The sequence below is a fragment of the Micromonospora sp. DSM 43699 genome (assembly GCF_055517075.1).
This window is the reverse complement of record NZ_JBTMMT010000002.1, coordinates 229,830-249,266: the sequence shown is the minus strand read 5'-3', so window position 1 is coordinate 249,266 and position 19,437 is coordinate 229,830. Positions and strand designations below refer to the sequence as shown.

Annotated in this window: 15 protein-coding genes; 7 read left to right on the top strand and 8 right to left on the bottom strand. The window is 71.5% G+C overall.

All coding sequences use genetic code 11. The features are described 5' to 3' along the window. Positions 1 to 85: 85 nt before the first annotated feature. The 5 genes from AC0AIB_RS02420 to AC0AIB_RS02400 all read right to left on the bottom strand — a co-directional run bounded on the left by AC0AIB_RS02420 (position 86) and on the right by AC0AIB_RS02400 (position 4,346). On the bottom strand, positions 86 to 676 hold the full coding sequence (locus tag AC0AIB_RS02420) for a hypothetical protein (protein WP_328341966.1): 591 nt from the start codon (positions 674 to 676) through the stop codon (positions 86 to 88). Continuing rightward, a complete protein-coding gene (locus AC0AIB_RS02415; protein ID WP_328341964.1) occupies positions 673 to 2,073 on the bottom strand; it encodes a hypothetical protein in 1,401 nt (466 codons plus the stop codon). Before AC0AIB_RS02415 ends, AC0AIB_RS02420 begins: the two co-directional genes overlap by 4 nt. Further along, positions 2,070 to 2,873: an ABC transporter ATP-binding protein gene (locus AC0AIB_RS02410; protein WP_442930599.1), complete on the bottom strand. Its 804-nt coding sequence runs from the start codon at positions 2,871 to 2,873 to the stop codon at positions 2,070 to 2,072. Before AC0AIB_RS02410 ends, AC0AIB_RS02415 begins: the two co-directional genes overlap by 4 nt. A gap of 103 nt (positions 2,874 to 2,976) precedes the next feature. Beyond that, positions 2,977 to 3,780 (bottom strand): hypothetical protein, encoded by an 804-nt coding sequence (locus tag AC0AIB_RS02405; RefSeq protein ID WP_328341962.1) that lies wholly within the window; start codon positions 3,778 to 3,780, stop codon positions 2,977 to 2,979. Then, positions 3,777 to 4,346, bottom strand: a complete 570-nt coding sequence (locus AC0AIB_RS02400; RefSeq protein WP_328341960.1) for an RNA polymerase sigma factor — start codon at positions 4,344 to 4,346, stop codon at positions 3,777 to 3,779. The genes AC0AIB_RS02405 and AC0AIB_RS02400 overlap by 4 nt, the downstream gene beginning before the upstream one ends. Positions 4,347 to 4,512: 166 nt before the next feature. Between AC0AIB_RS02400 and AC0AIB_RS02395 the strand changes: the two genes are divergently transcribed. The 4 genes from AC0AIB_RS02395 to AC0AIB_RS02380 all read left to right on the top strand — a co-directional run bounded on the left by AC0AIB_RS02395 (position 4,513) and on the right by AC0AIB_RS02380 (position 8,911). After that, positions 4,513 to 4,872 (top strand): TetR family transcriptional regulator, encoded by a 360-nt coding sequence (locus AC0AIB_RS02395; protein WP_465095903.1) that lies wholly within the window; start codon positions 4,513 to 4,515, stop codon positions 4,870 to 4,872. A gap of 80 nt (positions 4,873 to 4,952) precedes the next feature. After that, the gene (locus tag AC0AIB_RS02390) at positions 4,953 to 5,759 is read left to right on the top strand and encodes an SAM-dependent methyltransferase (protein ID WP_328341956.1); all 807 of its coding nucleotides are present in this window, start codon (positions 4,953 to 4,955) and stop codon (positions 5,757 to 5,759) included. Next, a complete protein-coding gene (locus AC0AIB_RS02385) occupies positions 5,756 to 7,609 on the top strand; it encodes a putative bifunctional diguanylate cyclase/phosphodiesterase (RefSeq protein WP_328341954.1) in 1,854 nt (617 codons plus the stop codon). Before AC0AIB_RS02390 ends, AC0AIB_RS02385 begins: the two co-directional genes overlap by 4 nt. Positions 7,610 to 7,690: 81 nt before the next feature. Beyond that, a complete protein-coding gene (locus tag AC0AIB_RS02380) occupies positions 7,691 to 8,911 on the top strand; it encodes a cellulose binding domain-containing protein (protein ID WP_465095902.1) in 1,221 nt (406 codons plus the stop codon). Between the two features lie 32 nt (positions 8,912 to 8,943). On the opposite strand, the gene AC0AIB_RS02375 is transcribed toward AC0AIB_RS02380, so the two are convergent. After that, a complete protein-coding gene (locus tag AC0AIB_RS02375; RefSeq protein WP_465095901.1) occupies positions 8,944 to 11,331 on the bottom strand; it encodes a low temperature requirement protein A in 2,388 nt (795 codons plus the stop codon). A 215-nt stretch (positions 11,332 to 11,546) separates the two neighbouring features. Then, the gene (locus AC0AIB_RS02370; protein ID WP_465095900.1) at positions 11,547 to 12,968 is read right to left on the bottom strand and encodes a poly(ethylene terephthalate) hydrolase family protein; all 1,422 of its coding nucleotides are present in this window, start codon (positions 12,966 to 12,968) and stop codon (positions 11,547 to 11,549) included. A gap of 169 nt (positions 12,969 to 13,137) precedes the next feature. Between AC0AIB_RS02370 and AC0AIB_RS02365 the strand changes: the two genes are divergently transcribed. Next, a complete protein-coding gene (locus AC0AIB_RS02365) occupies positions 13,138 to 13,836 on the top strand; it encodes a histidine phosphatase family protein (RefSeq protein ID WP_465095899.1) in 699 nt (232 codons plus the stop codon). Positions 13,837 to 13,960: 124 nt separating this feature from the next. On the opposite strand, the gene AC0AIB_RS02360 is transcribed toward AC0AIB_RS02365, so the two are convergent. Beyond that, a complete protein-coding gene (locus tag AC0AIB_RS02360; protein WP_465095898.1) occupies positions 13,961 to 15,019 on the bottom strand; it encodes a polysaccharide deacetylase family protein in 1,059 nt (352 codons plus the stop codon). 178 nt (positions 15,020 to 15,197) lie between these two features. On the opposite strand from AC0AIB_RS02360, the gene AC0AIB_RS02355 reads away from it, so the two are divergent. Both AC0AIB_RS02355 and AC0AIB_RS02350 read left to right on the top strand, forming a co-directional pair. After that, on the top strand, positions 15,198 to 16,067 hold the full coding sequence (locus tag AC0AIB_RS02355) for an NAD(P)-dependent oxidoreductase (RefSeq protein WP_465095897.1): 870 nt from the start codon (positions 15,198 to 15,200) through the stop codon (positions 16,065 to 16,067). Between the two features lie 156 nt (positions 16,068 to 16,223). Then, entirely contained in the window at positions 16,224 to 19,133 is a 2,910-nt protein-coding gene (locus AC0AIB_RS02350) for a glycosyl hydrolase family 95 catalytic domain-containing protein (protein ID WP_465095896.1), read from the top strand. Positions 19,134 to 19,437: the final 304 nt, after the last annotated feature.

Below are 19,437 nucleotides of genomic sequence, written 5' to 3'. Positions count from 1 at the left end.
GGTGGGGCTCGGTGACGGCGGCCCGGCCCTGATCCCACCGGCACGCCTGACGGACACTGCCGGGAGGCGTACCGGTGGCTCCGGGTCACTCCGACGGTTCCTGTCGGGCCGGGCCGGCGATCGCATAGGTGATCAGCCCACCGAGGGCGAGCACCGCCGCCGCCACCGTGGCGGCCCGACTGTCGGGCGGCTGGCCCTGCCACGTCGCGGTCGCCCCCCAGGTGCCCTCCTGCGGGTAGATGGCCGCGATGGTGGTCCAGCCCAGCGGCAGGAACCACGACCGGGCGGCGCCGAGCACCGTGGCGCACAGTGCCGTCAGGCCGAGCAGACCGGCGGCGTCGCGCGCCACCAGAGCGGCCGGTCCGAACCGGGCCCCGGTGTGCCGGGTGGCGAGCAGGACCACGAGGACGAGCACCAACCCGGCGAGCAGGTGCACAGCACGCCGCCAGGACCAGCGGAAGGACGCGGTCCGGTCCAGGTTTCCGTCCGGGCCGGCGAGGGTGGGTGCGAGCGCCGAGACCATCAACAGGACGGTCAGCACGACCACCATCGGGGTGGCGTCCCGCTCCTCGGCATAGACCAGGTACAGCGCCCAGACCAGCGCCGCGCCGCCGAGCGCCGTCGCCAGGGCCAGCGGTACGCGTCGCGAGCGCAGGTACAGCAGGGTCCAGGTCACCTGCCGGTCCCGGACAGCATCCCGGCGGGGTCCGTGCAGGCCGCGAGGGCGTCGCGGACCGCCGTGACCCGGGCCAGTGCCTCCGACTCGGGCAGGTCGCGTAGCCCCCGCCACAGGGTGACCGCTGCGGGGTTGATCCCGGGCTCCTCCTCGACCATCCCGGGCACCACCTCGACGTCGGACTGCGGCTCACGGTCCAGGAGCCAGTAGGCCGCCGCCCGTTCGACCACCTCGTCGCCCTTGTCGCACTTCCCGTCGTACGGCACGCCCAGCCTTCTGACGATCTCGGGAACCACGGCGGCCGGGTGGGCGAGCCGGCCACGCCTGTCCAGCCGGACCTCGATCGTGACGACACCGTCCTCGGGAACCGGCCAGGCCTCGTCGAACCCGATCGTGCGGGTGTCCTCGTGCACGGCGGTCGGTGCGTCCGGCAGTTTCGCCAGCGCCGTCAGGCCCTCCCGGGCCAGCGGGGTCACCGTGTCGAGCACGTTGGCATGGACGCGGCTGACGCACACCCTCGGGGTGTCGTCGGTACACACCAGTTCCCGCGCGACCGGGTCGACCGGCCAGTTGAGCACGTCGCGGTCGCGGGGGACGACCACCAGCGCCACCACGAACCCGAGCAGCACCGGCAGCACCGCCGTCAGCCGCGCCCGCCAGCCACCGGCGACGAACAGCAGCAGACCGGTGACGGCGAGCGCGATCATCGAGATCGCCAGCGCGCCGCTGACCCGGTTGTCGATGGTCTGGTAGTCGTGGAACGGGCCGGAGCCGTGGGCCGGAGAGATCACCGCGGCCACCCGGTCGGACGGCCCGATGGTGGCGAAGAAGACAAGCAGTACGCCGCCCACCCCCAGCGCCGGGGCGGTCACCAGGGCAGGAAGCAACCGCCCGAGCCCCAGTCCGAGCCACGCCGCGGCGATCAGGGAGAGCGCACCGACCCCGGTCACGACGACGAAGTTCAGCAGGGGCACGTACGAGGCGGTGGTGATGATCCAGGCGACGCCCGCCGCGGTGACCAGCAGGTAGGCGACCGCGAGGGTGAGGGCCATCGCGCCGAGCACCGGCAGCATCCGTGCGGCGCGCGGTCGGGCGGTGGTGGCGAACAACTCGCCGACCCTCGCCCGGTGTTCGCGGCGGCCCTGCCAGGCCCCGGCCGCGAGGGCCAGCGGCCACAACAGGAGCAGGTATTCCCGGACGGCCAGGGCCAGGGCCATCCAGCCACTCGACCACCGGCCGGTCGCCGCGTACAGCGCGCCGACCCCGACCACCACCGTGATCAACGCGGCGCCGAGCGCGGCTGAGCGGCGCAGTTCGACCGCCAGGATGCGCGTGCCGGCACCCGGCTTCGCGTCGTGCTGTCGTGCGGTGCCGGTCGGCACCGTACGGCCGCTCATCGGGCGGTCTCCGCGCGGTGCTGACGAAGGAGCGCGGAGTAGCCCCGCTCGGCGGGGCTGTCGCCGGCGTGGCCCTGGTCGCCCCGGGCGGAGAGCACGTCCGGGGTGCCCCGCCACACCAGGCGACCCTCGTTCAGCAGTACGACGTCGGTGCAGGCTGCCACCACGTCCTCGACCAGATGGGTGGAGACCAGCACGCAACTGTCGGTGCCGAGGTCACGCAGCAGCTCGCGGAAGTCGAGGCGCTGTTCCGGGTCGAGGCCGACGGTCGGCTCGTCGAGCAGCAGGAGCCGTGGGTCGTTGACGATGGCCTGTGCGATGCCGGCCCGGCGCAGCATGCCGCCGGAGAGGGTCTTCAGTCGGGCGTCGGCCTTGGCGGTGAGCCCGACCCGGTCGATGGCCCGCTGCACCGCCGCCGGGATGCCCGCCTTCGGCATCTCCTTGAGCCAGGCCAGGTAGCCGACGAACTCACGCACGGTGAACCGCGGGTAGTAGCCGAACTGCTGCGGAAGATAGCCCAGGGCGCGGCGCACCGATCGCAGTTCGGAGCGGCCGTCGACCGGGTGTCCGAGCAGCGTCAGCCGACCGCCGGCCGGCGCCAGGACGGTTGCCAGGGCACGCATCAGCGTGGTCTTTCCCGCACCGTTCGGGCCGAGCAACCCGTGCACGCCCGTGGAGAGGGTCAGATCCAGGCCGTCGACGGCCAGATGCCGTCCGGCCCGTACCTGTAGGCCCTCCGCGTGGATCGCCCAGGGATTGGTGGTGGCGGTCGTCTCGACCGCACTCACGGCGCGCATCATCGTCATCTCCTTCAGTAGTCGCCACAGGGCAGCGTGGTGACACGGCGTGGGTGGCCGCATCTCGGGTCCGGGAGCCGGTCGCGGGCTCCCGTCGGTGCGGGTGCTAGTCGTGGTGGGAAAGCCGCCGGGCTCCGTTGACCCGCAGCAGGGCCATGACGGTCAGGAGGACCGTGGCCAGCGCCCAGCTGCGGGCGCTCTCCGCCGACAGCAGCACCGGCATCCGGGCGGCGGCGAGGCTGGGGGCGATCACCGCGAGCGTCCAGACCGTGATCACCCCGATCGCGGCGCGGCGCACCCCGACGAGGGTTCCCAGCAGCAGCGTGGCGGCGGTGAACGCCAGGCAGGGCAGCAGCATCAGGGCCAGCGACACCCCGGTGCCGGCGCCGACCAGAGCCAGCGCGGGAATGACGAACGCCAGCACCGCAGCCGTACGCCGCAGCAGCATCGTCAGACCGGCGGCGGGAGTAGCGGCGATCAACTCCCAGGCCGGGTCGGCCCGACGATGCCAGGCGACGGCCACACCGGGCAACGGAGCGAGTGGTGCGACAAGCAGCACCAGCGAGGGAACCCCGACCCACAGCGCGCCGAGCAGAGCAGCACACGCGAGCACCGTGGCGGTCATCGCCAGCCACGGCAGCAGCGTGCCGACGAACCAGCGGTGGCGCAGCACCGACCAGGGCCGGCTCCGGCCGGTGGGCGTCGGCGTGGCCGCGAGCTCGCGGTCCAGCACCATCGCGACCCGATCGATCACCGCGCGGCTCTCCACGGTGGTGCTGCCGGCCAGGCGGGCGCGACAGTCGGCGCAGTCCTCGAGGTGCACCTCGATCGCCCAGACGCCGGGCTCGTCGAGGCCCGGATCCCCGGCGGCATAGCGGTCGATCTGGGTCAGACTGGGATGGGTAGTCATGACAGCGCCTCCCGTAGGGCGATCCGGGCACGGCGGACGCGGGACTTCACGGTGTTCTCCGGTATGCCGAGCAGCACCGAGGCTTCGCGGGTGGAGAGCCCGTCGAGGACCGTGGCCCGCAGGGCGGCCCGGACCCCGGGCGGCAGGACGAGCAGGGCCTGCTCCAGTTCCTGGCCGATCCGGGCGGCCATCACCTCGTCCTCGGCGGCGGGGGCCGTGCTCGGCATCAGCTGCACCTGCGGCACCCGACCCTTCCGCGCCCGGTGGCGGAACGCATCGACCAGACGGTGGGCGGCGATGGTCCACAGCCAGCCCACGGCACTTCCCGGTGCCCCGCCGCCGCCCCTGGCCGAGGTGCCCGCGAAGCTGCCCGCCGCCCGCCAGACCGTCAGGTAGGTGTCCTGGAGCACCTCGGCGACCACGTCGGGGTCGGCGCAGCGCCGACGCAGCCGCACCTCCAACCACGGCGCGGTACGCCGGTAGAGCTCGTCGAACGCCCGTCGTTCACCACGGGCGACGCGCCGCACGAGTTCACCCTCGTCGGCCGCGTCCAGGTCGGTTCTCACACCCGGTAAGACGACGGGGCTATCCGGGCCGGATCCCACTTTCCTGTGACCGTCGTCACTCTCGAACGCATACGCCACCGCGACGTCCGTGCGTCTTGACTGCGGGGATGGAGCAGAGCGCATCACTGCCAGCGCACGACTCGTCGACCGGGCAAGGAGCGTGAGCATGGATTCGGATACCGGACGTGGCATCGACCGGCGGCGGCTGGTCACCTGGGGCGGCGCCCGGGCAGTCACGACCCGGGGCGTCGCGGAGCGGGCGCGGGTCCGGGCGCCCACGATCTACCGCCTCTTCGGCGACAAGGACTACCACCTCTTCGGCGACAAGGACGGCCTGGTCGAGGCGGTCGCCGAGACGTGGTCGGCACGGGCCGACCGGTGGACACGTACCTGGCGGGCGCAAAGGAAGGCCGCGGTGGCCGGACCGCGGCTGCCGGCCGCCGCTCCGGAGCAGGAGAGCCCCGTTGTCTGTACCGTGTGGACGGACGGCGGCGGCGTCAGTGGACCTGCGGGGCGGGCGTCCTGATCTCGGTGCGGTGCGGCAGGGGAGAGTTCCGTTTATAGTGGCGGCGGTCACGTCACCTGTGGTGGTGGGGAAGGGCAGCGATGGAACGGCCGGAGTGGGCGCCAGCAGATGTTGATCTCAGCCGGCCGAGCGTGGCGCGAGCCTACGACTACTGGCTCGGGGGGTCGCACAACTTCGAGGTCGACCGGGAGTTCGCCCGGCAGGCGCTGGCGGCGGTGCCGGATCTCCGCCTGGTCGCGCGGGCGAACCGTGAGTTCCTGCACCGGGCGGTGCGGTTCATGCTCGACGAGGGGATCCGGCAGTTCCTGGACATCGGGTCCGGTATTCCGACGGTGGGCAATGTGCACGAGATCGCCCAGCAGGTGGATCCAGACACCCGGGTGGTCTATGTGGACATCGATCCGGTGGCGGTGACGCACAGCACGCACATCCTCGCCGACCAGCCGAACGCGGTCGCGCTACTCGAGGACCTGCGTCATCCGGAGGTCATCCTGGACCACCCGGAAACCCGTCGGCTGCTGGATCTCGACCAGCCGGTCGGGCTGCTGCTCGTCTCGGTCGTGCACGCGGTTCCCGACCACGACGACCCGTACGGGCTGATCAGGCGGTTGTGGACGGCGCTGGCCCCGGGTAGCTGCGTGGCGATCAGCCACGTCACCACCGACAGTCGGCCGGACGAGATGGGCGAGGGCGCCCGGCTCAGTGGCCGGACGAACACGCCGGTCACCGCCCGCACCCGCGCTCAGGTGGAGGACTTCTTCGCCGGTCTCGACCTGGTGGACCCCGGTGTGGTGTGGTCACCGCTGTGGCGTCCCGAGTCACCGGCCGAGGTCGGGGAGCACCCGGAGCGGATGAGTTTCTATGTCGGAGTCGGACGCCGCAGGTGAGTGACCGGCCCGATGCCGACGGGGTCGACGACCGGAGCGGTCCGGGCGTCGAGGAGTTCGTCACGGCATGGGCCACGGCCCTGCACCGGGCCCACTACGTGCCGATCAGCGCCGAGCAGCGGCACCGCATCGTGGCCGGGCTGGCGGACCGCGTGGTCGCCGCGATCCTCGCCGCACCGGGCGAACCCGGCGACGGGCAACGGATCGGCGCCGATCTGGTGGCGGCCGGCTTCGGGGCGCCGGAGGCGCTCGGTGGGACGATCGCGGTCATCGGCTCGCGGTTGCCCGGCGACCTGGGCATCGCCGCCGACCCCACCCGTACCGCCCGGCTGAACGGCCTGCTGGCGGAACTCGCGGCGGGCTTCGCGGCGGCCGCACACGATCGCAGCCTGCGCGCCCAGGACACCGTCCGGCTGGCCGCGCTGGCCGCCCGCACCCGGGCCGAGGAGGCGCTACGGGTCAGCGAGGCCAGGTTCCGTCGCTTCGCCACCCACGACCAGTTGACCGGACTGCCGAACCTGACCCTGTTCACCGAGCAGTTGGGACGGCTGTCCGCCGACGAGGTGCCGATCGGCCGGGTCGGGGTCTGCTGCCTCGACGTCGACGACTTCGCGGCGGTCAACGACGTACTCGGGCATCAGGTGGGTGACCTGTTGCTCCGCGAGATCGCCGACCGGCTCGACGCGCTCACCGACCGGCGGATCGACCTGGTGGCGCGGCTGGACAGCGACCGGTTCGCGATCCTGGTCCGGGACACCACCTGCGCCGAGGACACCACCAAGATCGCCGATCAGGCGCTCGCCGCGCTCGCCACCCCGTTCCGCGTCAACGGCACCGAGGTGCCGTTGACGGCGAGCGCGGGAGTGGCCGAGGGCACCGTCGCCGACGGTGGCGCCGCGACCCTGATGCGCGCCAGCGAGATCGCGCTGCACTGGGCCAAGGCGGACGGGAAGGCCACCCTGCGCCAGTTCGACCAGGACCGCAGCAACGCCGACGCCACCCGGTACCGGCTGTCGGCGGCCATGCCGGCGGCGCTGCGCCGGGGCGAGTTCACCGCCGCCTACCAGCCCATCGCCGCGCTCCGGTCCGGGCAGTTGGCCGGGGTGGAAGCCCTGGCCCGCTGGCGGCATCCCCAACTCGGCCTGCTGACCGCCGGCCGGTTCATCGACCTCGCCGAACGCACCGGCCTCGTGGTGCCGCTCGGCCGCCAACTGCTGGAACAGGCGTGCCGGCAGGCCAGCCGTTGGCAACGGATCCAACCCGGCCTGTACGTGAGCGTGAACGTCTCGGTACGCCAACTCCACCAGAACGGCCTGGCCGGGGCGGTGGCACAGATCCTCGACCGGACCGGCCTGCCACCGCACCTGCTCCACCTGGAAGTCACCGAACAGGCCGTGATCGACCTGACCGACCCGGTGACACAGACCCTCGCCGCGCTGATGACACTCGGCGTCCGGATCGTCATCGACGACTTCGGCATCGGCTATGCCAACCTGGCCAACCTCCGTTCCCTCCCCCTGCACGGTCTGAAACTCGACGCCAGCCTGACCCGTCCGTCGACGCAACCGACCCGACGACCGGGGGCCCGCCGCCCCGGCGCGGATGACGACTTCCTCAGCACCGTCGTGTCGCTCGGGCACAAGCTCGGCCTCGTCGTGACCGCCGAGGGCATCGAAACCGCCCAGCAGGCCCACCAGCTGACCGCGACCGGCTGCGACAACGGGCAGGGCTGGCACTTCGGCCGTCCGGTGCCGCCCCACCAGATCACCGCCACCCTCGTCGCGCAGCAGCACCACGACGCCGTGCCCCGGAACACCGACCTGCCGGCGTTTCCGACCCGGCGGCGCTGACGCCGCAGTTGGTGCCGGGGCCAACCCACCGGCTGGTGCAGTTTGTTGACAAGCGTCGATGTGCTGTCGCACCGTTGACCCATGGCAGGCATGCGCTCGTCCTCCCTGCGCCGCCGCGTGCGGCCCGGCCTGCTGGCCGCCGTCGTCTCGTCGATCGCGATGCTCGGCGTCGGGCTGATCGCCGTACCGGCCGCCGGTGCCGGCACCGCGACGCCCGCCGGGCCGGTCGCCGGCAGCCACCCCGAGGTCGCCCCCATGCCCGCCGGTGCGGCGGATTCCCTCCCGGGAGCGGCTACGACACCCCCGTCCACGCCGACCCCGGCACCCACGACGCCGCCCAGCACGCCGGACACCTCGCCCTTCCCGCCGAGCGCGCCCACGAACGTCACCGCCAGCCAGGTCCGGGCGGGGTCGGTCACCCTCACCTGGACGGCCGCGACGCCCGGCTGCTGCGCCATCGCGGGCTACGACATCACCTACTACATGGCCTTCGACGACGTCGTCGTCGCGGCCAGCGTCGGGAACGTCACCACCACCACGATCAGCAACTACCTCCGCGCGGGCCGGCAGTACTCGTTCCGGGTCTCCGCCCGGGACGTCGTCGGCCACCGCTCCGCCTCGTCGGACACGGTGACCGTGGTGACCCCGGTGACCGACACCGGACCGGACACCACCCCACCGAGCGCTCCGCAGAACCTGACCCTGGGCGACGTGACCGACTCCACCGCCACGCTCTCCTGGTCACCGTCGACGGACGACGTCGGGGTGAGCGGCTACAACGTCTACCGCTTCGACGGCTGGTACACCTCGGTCCTGGTCGCCACGGTGCCGGCGACGACGTACACCGTCGCCCTCGCGCCGTCGACGCCGCTGCGCAACCTTTTCTACGTGCGGGCCCGCGACGCGGTGGGCAACGTGTCGATCGCCTCCAACACGGTCACCGCGCCGACGACGCCCACCCCGCCGACCACCCCGCCGCCGTCCACCTGCCGGGTGACCTACCAGAACCAGTCCGAGTGGCAGGGCGGGTTCGTCACCGCCGTGACGGTCCAGAACACCGCGACCGCTCCGGTCGACGGCTGGACGCTCACCTTCAGCTTCCGGGGCGACCAGCAGATCACCTCCGCCTGGAACGCCACGACCAGCCAGAGCGACGCCACGGTGACGGCCCGCAACGTCGACTGGAACCGCGTCCTCGCGGCGAACGGCTCCGCGAGCTTCGGCATCCAGGGAAGATGGACCGCCAGCAACGCGCCGCCGGCCAGCTTCGTGCTCAACGGCATCCCCTGCACCGTGGGCTGAGAGCGCACCGACGGGCCCGGTGGACCCCGGGGTCACGTCCGGGCCGGCCGCCGGGTACGCGGGTCGCCCTCCTGCACCGCCTCGACGACGGCGAAGACGACGCCGATGACGGTCAGCAGCACCAGTGAGACGACGGAGGGCAGCGCGACGGTCACCGGCGCCAGGACGGTCACCACGCCGGCGCCGATGAGCCGGTGACGGCTGACGGTCCGGAAGATCCGCAGCCAGAACATCTGGTTGCCGAGCAGGTACAACGCCACGCCGAGGAACAGCGTGTAGTGGCCCAGCAGGGCACTGTCGCGGTCCTGGGACGCGGCAAGGGTCTGGTGCAGGCCGTAGGCCACCAGGACGATGCCGGCCACCATCGGCAGGTGCAGATAGGTGTACGCGTCCCGCGCGGCGCGGACCTGACGGTCCCCCTCGTAGGCCGCGAGCGTGATCCGGGCAGCGTCGATGCCGGTGAAGTAGCTCCACCAGATGGTGCCGAGGGCGACGACGGACGCGACGACGACGACCAGGGTAGGGGCGGCGATCGGTTCCTCGTCGATGGCGACGCCGACGGAGAGGACCGCTTCGCCGAAGGCGATCAGGATGACCAGGGCGTGCCGGTCGGCCCAGTGCCGGACCAGCCTGATCCGCCACAGCCGCCCACCGGCCCGGTAACCGGCGACGTACTGCACGAGCAGCGCGGCCACCCAGAGCAGCGTCATGGCGGGGTGCCGGGTCACCGTGTCGGGGGCGGTCAACTCGACGACGGCGATCGCCAACAGGATGACGATGGTCGCCCCCGTGGCGCCGAACCGGTTGCGGGCGCCCTGCAGCTCGGCGTTCTCCCGGACGATCTGCCGGAAGATCAACGCCTGCATGAGCTGGATGGCGATGTAACACCCGATGACCAGCAGCGGGCCGGGCAGGCTGCCGGGCAGGGGTTCGAAGGCCTGCGGGATCGCCAGCCCGATCAGCAGCACCGCCGTCATGATGCCTGCCGTGCTCAGTCGCACCACCGTGCTGTCGTGCCGGACCGCGTTGGCGAGCCAGGTGTACGACGTCCAGGCCCACCAGAGCAGGGCCAGCAGGATCATGCCCTGGGCGAGCCCGAGCAGGGTCGGGAAGCGGTTCATCACCGCGGTGACCTCGATGAAGGCGTACACGAACACGAGGTCGACGAAGAGTCCCCGGGGGTCGACCGCCCCGACGGGGATCTTGTTCGACTCGACCGACTCGTGGAGTTGCCGGTGCCGCTGCCGGAAGGCGGTGTTGTCCAGCACCACCATCGCGCAGGTGGCGACGACCAGCACCACCAGGGCCTGCACCTCGGAGATCCGACCGACCACCGTCAGTAGCGCCAGCAGCAGCCCCACCCCCGTCAGCGGACCCCGGCCCAGCAGCCGGACCGCCCGCCACTCCACCGCGACGAGCGCTCCCAGATAGAGCAGCACGCCGCCGTACAGGATGGTGGTGCCGGCTGAGGGCCACGGGTGCGCGCTCTCCGGGGTGGCGTGCGTGTTGAGATGCTTCAGTCCCAGCGCGAAGAAGATCAACCCGCCGATCATGGGCAGGTGCAGCCCGCTGTAGACGTCGCGCCCGACCCTGGTGCGGTCCTTCCCGGCGCTGGCGTGCAGCGCACGTTCGATGATCACCTTGGCCAGGTCGAAGTAGCTCCACCACAGCGCGAAGACCACGATGATGCCCAGCACGGCCCCGGCGGCCAACTGGGGGGTCACCGGGCGGTCCACCCCGAGCCCTTCGCTGGCACCGATCGAGATGATCGTCTCGCCGAGCGCGATGAGCACGATCAGGGCGTGCCGTTCGGCCAGATGCCACGGCGAGACGACCCGCCAGCCGCCCCTGCTGGCCACCACGAGGATGAGAGAGTCGATCAGGAGAGCGCACGCGAACAGCGCCACCTGCACCAGTGCGGCATCGACGGTCGCCGGCAGCAGGGGCGGCACCAGGGCGGAGGCGAGCAGCACCAGCCCGCCGGCGATGAAGATCAACCATGCGGCGACCGCCGACCGCCGTCCACCCTCGCCCCGGTGACGGACGAACGTGAGGATGACCATGGCGGTCGCCCGGATCAGCAGATACCCACAGATCAGCACCAGCGGGCCGGGCAGCCCGCCCTGCCGGTCGGTGAACGCCTCGGGTATCGCGACCCCGATCACCAGCAGGGCGGCGGCGATGCCGAGCATGATCGGGGGCATGACCCCCCGGTCGAGGTGCACCACGTTGCCGAGCCAGACACACGGCGTCCAGCAGTGCCAGATGAGCAGGATCACGAGCACGCCCTGGACCAGCCCGAGAGGGCTGAAATGCTCGCCCATCAGCGTGGTGACGGCCAGGAACGCGAACACGAAGAGCAGATCGACGAAGAGTTCGACCCAGCTCACATCGCCGATGGCCCCGGGGTCACGGGCCACCAGACGCCGCCCCCCGGCCGTCGGGTGTGGCGCGGGATCATCCCTCCGCACCCGCTAAGCCTCGCAAACCGGACACAGCTTGTCCCGCCAACCTCGATTAGCAGTGCGAACGGCCGAATCTGAGAAGGAGTCACCAGCTGGCGTACGGCACGGGCCCTGCGAAACGGTGGACGCACCCGGTGGGTCAGGGGCCTGTCCGCCGGGTCGGTCGGGAGTCAGGCGAGGGGCGTGAGGGTGAACCGCTGGTTGGTCTGACCGTGGCAGTCGTAGAGCTGGATCTGCGCCCCGTTGGCCGTGCTCCAGACGTCCAGGCACCGCCCGGACTGCACGCTGCTGATGGTGCCGTTGGCGTTGACGTTCCACTGCTGGTTGGTCTGGCTGTGGCAGCCGTAGATCTGGACCGCCGCGCCGTTGCCGGAACCCGCCGCGTCCAGACACATGTCGCCGTACACCCGTAGTTGCTTGGTCGAGGTGTAGGTCCAGGACTGGTTGGCCTGCCTGTTGCAGTCCCAGAGCTGCACCCGGGTGCCGTTGGCGCGGGAGGCGTTGGGCACGTCGAGGCACCGGCCGGACTGCGCGCCGACGACCAGGCTGGCGGTGCCGGGCGGGCCGGTGGTCGGCGGCGTGGTCGGGGTGCTCGTCGGCGTCGGCGGCGGGGTGTCCGACGGGGTCGGCGGCGGGGTGGTCGGCGTCGTGGGCAGCAGCGGGCACGTGCTGCGGTAGGTCACCACGCCGCTGTTGTCCGCCAGCGGGCAGAGGAACTGGCTGTAGCGGGCGTCGTTGTCGACGAACATCTTGAGGAACGGCAGCATGGTCCGGATCAGCACCGGGTTCGACCGGCCGACCATGAACCCGTGGTCGGCGCCCGCGACCTCCAGGTAGGCGCTCTCCGTCGTGGCCGGGATGCTGTTGTATAGACCGGTGGCGTAGGACGGGGTGACCACCGTGTCCGCCTGCCCGGAGAAGATCATCGTGGGCACCCGGTCGTTGGCCAGGTTGGACGACGGCGAGTACGGCGCGATGCCGACCACCGCCTTCAGCGACGCACGCCGGAGCGCCGCGCTCAGCGCTCCACCGCCACCCATGGAGTGACCGGAGACGGCCAGCCGGGTGGGGTCGACCCGGTCGCGCACCGGGCTCTGCTGGGTCAGGTAGTCAAGCGCGGCGAGCAACTGGGTGCCCCGGGCCGTGTCGAAGTCGTTGCGGCTGTTGGTCTCGATGCCGATCACGACGAAGCCGTGCGAGGCCAGCCACGGCCCCATCCAGGCCAGCTCGACGGAGAACAACGCGGTGTAACCCGGCGAGATCGCGATGGCGCCGAAGGTGCCCTGGCTGGTGTCGGTCGGGTAGTAGATCCTGCCGCCGTTGAATCCGTATCCGGTCGGGACGGCGACCGACGTGTTGGCGAACGGGCCGTTCACCGCCGCGACGCTGGCCCGGGTGGGGTCCGGGCCCCGCTGGTACGGGTTGTCGGCAGCCGACGCCGACCCCGTCGCCACCGTCATGGTGAACAACCCGACGACGGCGGCGGCGATCCCGGCCGTGGCGAGCTTGGCCAGCCGTCCCCGCAGGCCTGGGGACACCCGGTCCGCGTGGGTGTGTTCCAGGGGCGGGGGGTGGTATGCCTGTCCTCGCACTGTCGCTACCTCCTGTGGTGGGTGGTGGTACGGCTTACCAAGATCCTGTTAACGTTCACAGACATCGATGCGTTTCAGGCTGGCAGACATGTCCGGGTTTTTCAACCGGTAGTTTCGGACGTGTGACTCGATAGTTTCGGACGCAGCCCGGAGGGCCCGCGGATCACCCATGGACACCGTCGCAGAGTTGACAGTCGTTCGGCACGGGCAGAGCCTCGCCAACGTCGCCTTCGCCGAGGCCCACACCCGTGGCGTCGCCGCGCACGGCCTTACCGGGCGCGACGCCGACATCGACCTGTCCCCGCTGGGCCGGCGGCAGGCCACCCGGCTCGGCCACTGGCTCGCGGCGCAGCCCGCCGACCAGCTCCCGGAGCACGTCGTCTGCTCCCCCTACCTGCGGGCCCGCCAGACCTGGGCCCGGGTAGCGGACACCGCCGCCGCCCTCGGTGTCCCCCACCCACCGGCCGACCTCGACGATCGGCTGGTCGACCGGGGCATGGGTGACCTGGAGCTCCTGACGCCCCTCATGATCGCCGAGCGCTTCCCCACCGAGGCGGCCCGGCTCGCCGCCGACGGCCTCTACGCCTACCGGCCACCGGACGGGGAGACGTTCGACGACGTCGTCGCCCGCGTCCGTGCCGCCCTGGCCGACCTCGGCAGCCGCCACGCCGGCCGCCGGGTGTGGGTGGTGGCCCACGACGCCGTGGTCGTCGCCGTGCGTCACCTCCTCGACGGACTGTCGTTCACCGACCTCGACGCGATCCTCGCCACCACCCCGATCGCCAACACTTCACTGACCCGCTACGCCCATGCCCGCGGTCGTCTCCAGCTCGTCGAGTTCGCCGCCACCCCCCACCTGCCCGGATAGCACCACCGCCGGCCGGCCCTCCCCGGATGCGACGGATCCTGCATCCGGGGAGGGTCGGCCGGCGAGGTGGGATTGACGGCCCCTCACCCGAGCCGTACCGGTGGCCTCGGCGGGCCACCCGCGATCAGCCCGTGGTGCAGGACCGGATCTGCGGTCTGGCGCCGCTGTTGCCGTTCATCATCGTGGTGAAGCCGAAGGTGTTGCCACTGCCGTTGAACCGCATCGTCATCACGTTGCCGGTGCCGTCCCAGCTGGGGGCGCCGTTCCAGGTGGTGGTGATCTTCTGCGGCGCGGTCACCGCCACGACCACCGTCCAGTTGCCGGCCCCCTGGACCGTCACCGACGTGTTGTACCTGTCGCCCCAGACGTTGGGGTACGTCGCCGTCGCGGTGCAGCCCCCGCTGGGCGGCGGGGTGGTCGGGTTGCCGGGCGGGGTGGTCGGAGTGCCGGTGGTCGGCGGGGTGCCGTCCGGGGCCACCGCCCGGCCGGTGCTCGGCGAGATCATCCCCGGGCAGAGGTTGCGGCTGTTCAGGTTGGCCACGATCTGCGGGATCGCGTCACGGGTGTTCTGGATGCCGTCGTGCATCAGGATCACCTGGCCGGCCTGGAGCCGGCCGGCGTTGGAGACGATCTGGCCGACGCTGGCACCGTTCCAGTCCTGGGAGTCGACGTCCCAGATCACCTGTCGCAGGCCGAGCGACGAGGCGACCGACTGGAGGGTCGAGTTGGTCTCCCCGTAGGGCGGGCGGAACAACTGCGGCCGGACACCGGTGGCCGCCTGGATCGCCGAGTTGGTCTGGGAGAGGTCCGACTGCATCTGGCTCTGACCCATCGAGGTCATGTGCGCGTGGTTCCAGCTGTGGTTGCCGACCCACATGCCGGCGTCGACCTGGGCCCGCGCGGCGGCCTGGTTGCCCTGCACGTTCTGCCCGACGTTGAACATGGTGGCCCGGACGTTGTTTGCGCGCAGCACGGACAGCAGTGCGCCGGTGCTGCCGGTCGGACCGTCGTCGAAGGTGAGGCCGACGTAGCCGTTGCAGGCGGCGGCGCTGGACGGGGTCGCGGCGACCGCGAGACCGACGGCACCCAGCGCCACGGTGGTGACGAGCGCGGCCAACCGGACGGTGCGGCGCGATGCTCGGGGGACGGACGGGCGGCGGGAGCCACCGATACTGGCGATCATGCGCAGGTCCTCCTGGGAACTGGGACACACCTGACGAGGCGGATATCTATTGAGATGCGTTGATGTCACTGCGCTCGGAGTATTGCAGCGGCATTTCGAAAGTGTCAACGAGTTTCGGAAAACTTTCGAGATGCCGTGTCGAAGATGCCGCCACCCCGCCGTCGGTAAGGATGGGTCCATGACCGATGAACTGACCGTGGGTGTTCTGGGCGCGGGCATCATGGGCGCCGCCATGGCCCGCAATCTCGTCCGGGCGGGCCATGCCGTACGCGTGTGGAACCGCTCGCCGGACAAGGCGGCGGGGACCGGTGCGACAGTGGCGGCCTCCCCGGCCGACGCGGTACGCGACGCCGACGTGATCATCACGATGCTGTACGACGGCGGGACCGTCCGCGACGTGATCAGGCAGGCGACGCCCGGGTTGAAGGCGGGTGCGCTCTGGCTCCAGACGACCACCGCGAGCCTGGCCGACGTGGCCGGGCTGGCCGGGGTCGCCGCCGAACACGGGGTGGCCTTCTACGACGCGCCGGTGCTCGGCACCCGGGAGCCCGCCGAGGCCGGTCGACTGACAGTGCTCGCCGCCGGGCCGGCCTCCGGTCGGGAGCGGCTCGCCCCGGTGCTCGACGCGATCGCGGCCCGGGTGGTGTGGCTGGGCGAGGACGGCGCGCGGGGGGACAGCACCCGGTTGAAGCTGGTGGCTAACAGCTGGGTGCTCACGGTGACGCACGGCGCGGCCGAGCTGCTCGCATTGGCCGGGGCGCTCGGCGTCGACCCGGACCGCTTCTTCGAGGTGATCAAGGACGGCCCGCTCGACCTGGGTTACCTGCACACCAAGACCGACCTCGTGCGGCAGGGCCGGCTGTCACCGGCGAGCTTCGCGGTGGGGACCGCCGAGAAGGACGCCCGGTTGATCGTCGCCACGGGCCTGGACCACGGCGTACGCCTCGACGTCGTGGCCGCCGGCGCCGAACGGTTCCGGCGCGCGGCCGAGCAGGGACACGGCGACGAGGACATGGCGGCGTCCTACTACGCCAGCTTCACCCCGTGACCCCCACCGGTCGGCACCCTCGGCCCGCGGGCCTGCGCACACGCCCCACAACACATTGACACATATCGACAAAACTTCTTAGGATGGCGGCGAATTGAGTCGATAGTCATCGATGAAATCCGGGTCGGGTTTCCTGGCAGACAGCGGGTTCGACGCGTGGGTCTTTCCGAACATCCCATCAGGCGCAGGCAACTGCTCGCGGGCGCGGGGCTGTCGGCCGGCGCTGCCGCGCTGTCCGGTGGGTTGCTGCCCGCACGGGCGGACGCGGCCGTCCCGGCGCAGGTCACGCTGCCCGAGCGGGGGATCCATGACACGGCGGCGGCGACCGCGTGGACCGATGGTTTCCTGACCGGCAACGGTGAGTACGGTGCGGTGCTCCACGGAACGCCGACACTGGAGAAGGTGATCTTCAACCACCACCGGTTCGTGTTGCCGAACGGCTCCCGCGGCGTGCTGCCGCCGGTGACCTCCGGACAGCTCTCCCGCGCCCGGGACCAGGCCATGTCCGGAAACTACAGCGGGGCCACGGCGACCTTCGTCAACGGCTGGGCGCTGCGCTGGACGCAGACCTACCACCCCGGCCACGAGCTACAGATCAGCACGCCGGCGATGACGACGGCAAACGACTACGCCCGGATCACCGACTTCCGCACCGGCGAGGTCAGCCACGCCTGGACCGACGGTTCGGGGACCTGGCTACGCCGCGCCTTCGTCTCGCGCGCCGACCGGGTCGTCGTCCACGAACTGCTGCCGGCCGCCGGGCAGACGCTGGACGCGACCCTGCGCGTCAACACCGGGTTGGACGGCGTACCGGGCAACGTCGGTTACACGGTCTCCGCGACGCTGGCCGGTGGTTCCGGGTACCTGGACGTGCGCGGCACCTATCCGTCCGGCGGCGCGTACGGGTTCGAAGGGGTCACCCGCGTCGTGGCCGACGGTGGCCAGGCGTCGATCACGGTGAGCGGTTCGGCGCTCGTGGTGTCCCGGGCCACCAGGATCCTGCTGCTGACCAAGCTCGACCGGTACGAGACGGCCGGTGGTTGGAGCGGGCAGCCGTTGCAGGCCGCACTGGCCGCGCTGACCGTCGACTACGCCACCCTGCTCGGCCGGCACGCCCCGCAGCACCAGGCGATGTACGACCGCTCCGGTATCGACCTGGGCGTCTCCGCCGCCGACCGGCAACTGTCCACCAGTCAACTGGTGGCCCGCCAGAAGGCCAACCCCTCCGTCGTCGACATCGCCCTGTTGGAGCGGCTGTACGACTCGGGCCGGTACCTCTTCGTCAGCTCCAGCGGGATCCTGCCGCCGCGCCTCACCGGGATCTGGACCGGCACCTGGACCGGAGCCTGGGCCGACGACTTCACCACCGACGCCAACATCAACCTCCAGGTCGCGGGCGGGAACATCCTCGACCTGGGTGACGCGATGCAGGGGTACCGCACCCTGGTCCTCGGGCAGCTCGCCCACTGGCGGGAGAACGCCCGCCGGCTCTACGGAGCGCGCGGCTTCCTGGCCCCGAGCCGCACCGACGGCGAGTACGGCTACATGCTGCACTTCGACACGGGCTTCCCCGGGCAATGCTGGACGGGCGGTGCGGACTGGCTGCTCTACCCGCTGCTGGAGTACTACCAGACCACCGGGGACGCGGCCTTCCTGCGTGACCAGCTCGGCCCCGCCCTGATCGAGCTGGCCCTCTTCTACGAGGACTTCCTCACCCGTACCGACTCGGCCGGCAAGGTGGTCTTCGTCCCGTCCTTCTCGATGGAGAACCGGCCGGCCAGCACCGGTCAGCTCCTCGCGATCAACGCGACAGGCGACATCATGGCCGGTCGACACGCGTTGACGGCCGCCATCGACGCGGCCAACACGCTCGGCGTCGAGCAGGGCAACGGGCAGGGCGTGCAACGCTGGACCGCGCTGCTGGCCAGGCTCCCCGGCTACACCGTCAACGGCGACGGCGCGCTTGCCGAATGGTCCTGGCCCGGCCTGACCGACAACTACAACCACCGGCACGTGCACCACCTGTACGGCGCCTGGCCGTTGCACGAGATCAACCCGGAGCAACGGCCCGACCTCGTCCGCACCGCCCGCCGGGCACTGGACCTGCGCGGTGACGAGAACCTCTCGGCCCACGGCAGCCTGCACCGCGCCCTGGCCCGGGCCCGCCTCAAGGACGGCCCCGGCGTGTACGGCAACCTGCTGAAGATCCTCGGCCGGAACATGGTGTTCCGGTCCCTGATGACCTCCCACAACCCGAACCTGGACATCTACAACGCCGACGCCGCCAACGCCATCCCCGCAGTACTCGCCGAGGCGCTGGTCTACACCCGGCCGGGTGTCCTGGAACTGTTGCCCGCGCTACCCGACCAACTCCCCCGGGGCACCATCACGGGGGTACGCGGCCGCAACCGCATCCACGTCCAGCGGCTCAGCTGGGACACCGGCAGCCGTACCGCCACCGTCACCCTGACCTCGGCGATCACCCAGGACATCAGCCTGATCTGCCGACGGGGCATCGCCACCGTCACGACCACCCCCGGTGTCACGGTGACCTCCTCCACCCTCGGCGACCACGCCCGGGTCGTCACGCTGCCCGCCGGTACCACTGTCCAGCTCACCCTGGGCCTCACCGCGACCGCCCCGGCTGCCAGCTACCGGCTGGTCAACCGCAACAGCGGCAAGGTGCTCGACGTCAACGGCGCGTCCACCGCCGACGGCGCACGGGTCATCCAGTGGACCTGGACCGGCGCCGCCAACCAACGGTGGTCGTTGGAACCCAACCCCGACGGTTCCTACCGGCTGCGCAGCGCCCACAGCGGCAAGGTGCTCGGCAGCCCCGGCGGCTCCGCCCAGGGCGCGGCACTGGAGCAGTCGACCGATGCCAACAGCGACAACCAGTGGTGGAGGCTCGTGCCCGCCGGCAGCAGCGGTTACCACCGGCTGGTCAACGTCCGCACCGGTTGGTGTGCCGACGTGTCCGGCGGGTCGACCGCCGACGGGGCGAACGTCATCCAGTGGCCGACCGGCACCGGGGCCAACCAGGAGTGGCAACTCGTCGCCCTGTAGACCGGTGCGGGGCGGACCCGGTCCTCTGCGCAGGGTCCCGCTCGCGGCGACCTGAGCGGCCGGGCAGTCGGTCGGCTCCCCTACCGCTCCGACCACCCTCCGGGTGACACCGGTCGCGCCCTGTTGATCGAGGACCGGGCGGCGCGCGGGTAGACCCGAAGTCGCGTTGCTGATCGACGTAACTCGATATATTGTGCGAGGGAACGCTGCACCCTGCCCGCTTCCGAAGGGCTAGGCGCCAGGCAGCACAGGACTCGACCTCGGCGGCGCGCAGGTGGCAAGCAATGCATGGGACCCCGGGTTC

Bases quoted from the DNA above. Each gene is read 5' to 3' on its own strand.
- AC0AIB_RS02365 (WP_465095899.1), top strand. From the start codon at position 13,138: ATGGACACCGTCGCAGAGTTGACAGTCGTTCGGCACGGGCAGAGCCTC.
- AC0AIB_RS02355 (WP_465095897.1), top strand. From the start codon at position 15,198: ATGACCGATGAACTGACCGTGGGTGTTCTGGGCGCGGGCATCATGGGC.
- AC0AIB_RS02390 (WP_328341956.1), top strand. From the start codon at position 4,953: ATGGAACGGCCGGAGTGGGCGCCAGCAGATGTTGATCTCAGCCGGCCG.
- AC0AIB_RS02360 (WP_465095898.1), bottom strand. From the start codon at position 15,019: ATGATCGCCAGTATCGGTGGCTCCCGCCGCCCGTCCGTCCCCCGAGCA.
- AC0AIB_RS02405 (WP_328341962.1), bottom strand. From the start codon at position 3,780: ATGACTACCCATCCCAGTCTGACCCAGATCGACCGCTATGCCGCCGGG.
- AC0AIB_RS02395 (WP_465095903.1), top strand. From the start codon at position 4,513: ATGGATTCGGATACCGGACGTGGCATCGACCGGCGGCGGCTGGTCACC.
- AC0AIB_RS02410 (WP_442930599.1), bottom strand. From the start codon at position 2,873: ATGATGCGCGCCGTGAGTGCGGTCGAGACGACCGCCACCACCAATCCC.
- AC0AIB_RS02380 (WP_465095902.1), top strand. From the start codon at position 7,691: ATGGCAGGCATGCGCTCGTCCTCCCTGCGCCGCCGCGTGCGGCCCGGC.
- AC0AIB_RS02415 (WP_328341964.1), bottom strand. From the start codon at position 2,073: ATGAGCGGCCGTACGGTGCCGACCGGCACCGCACGACAGCACGACGCG.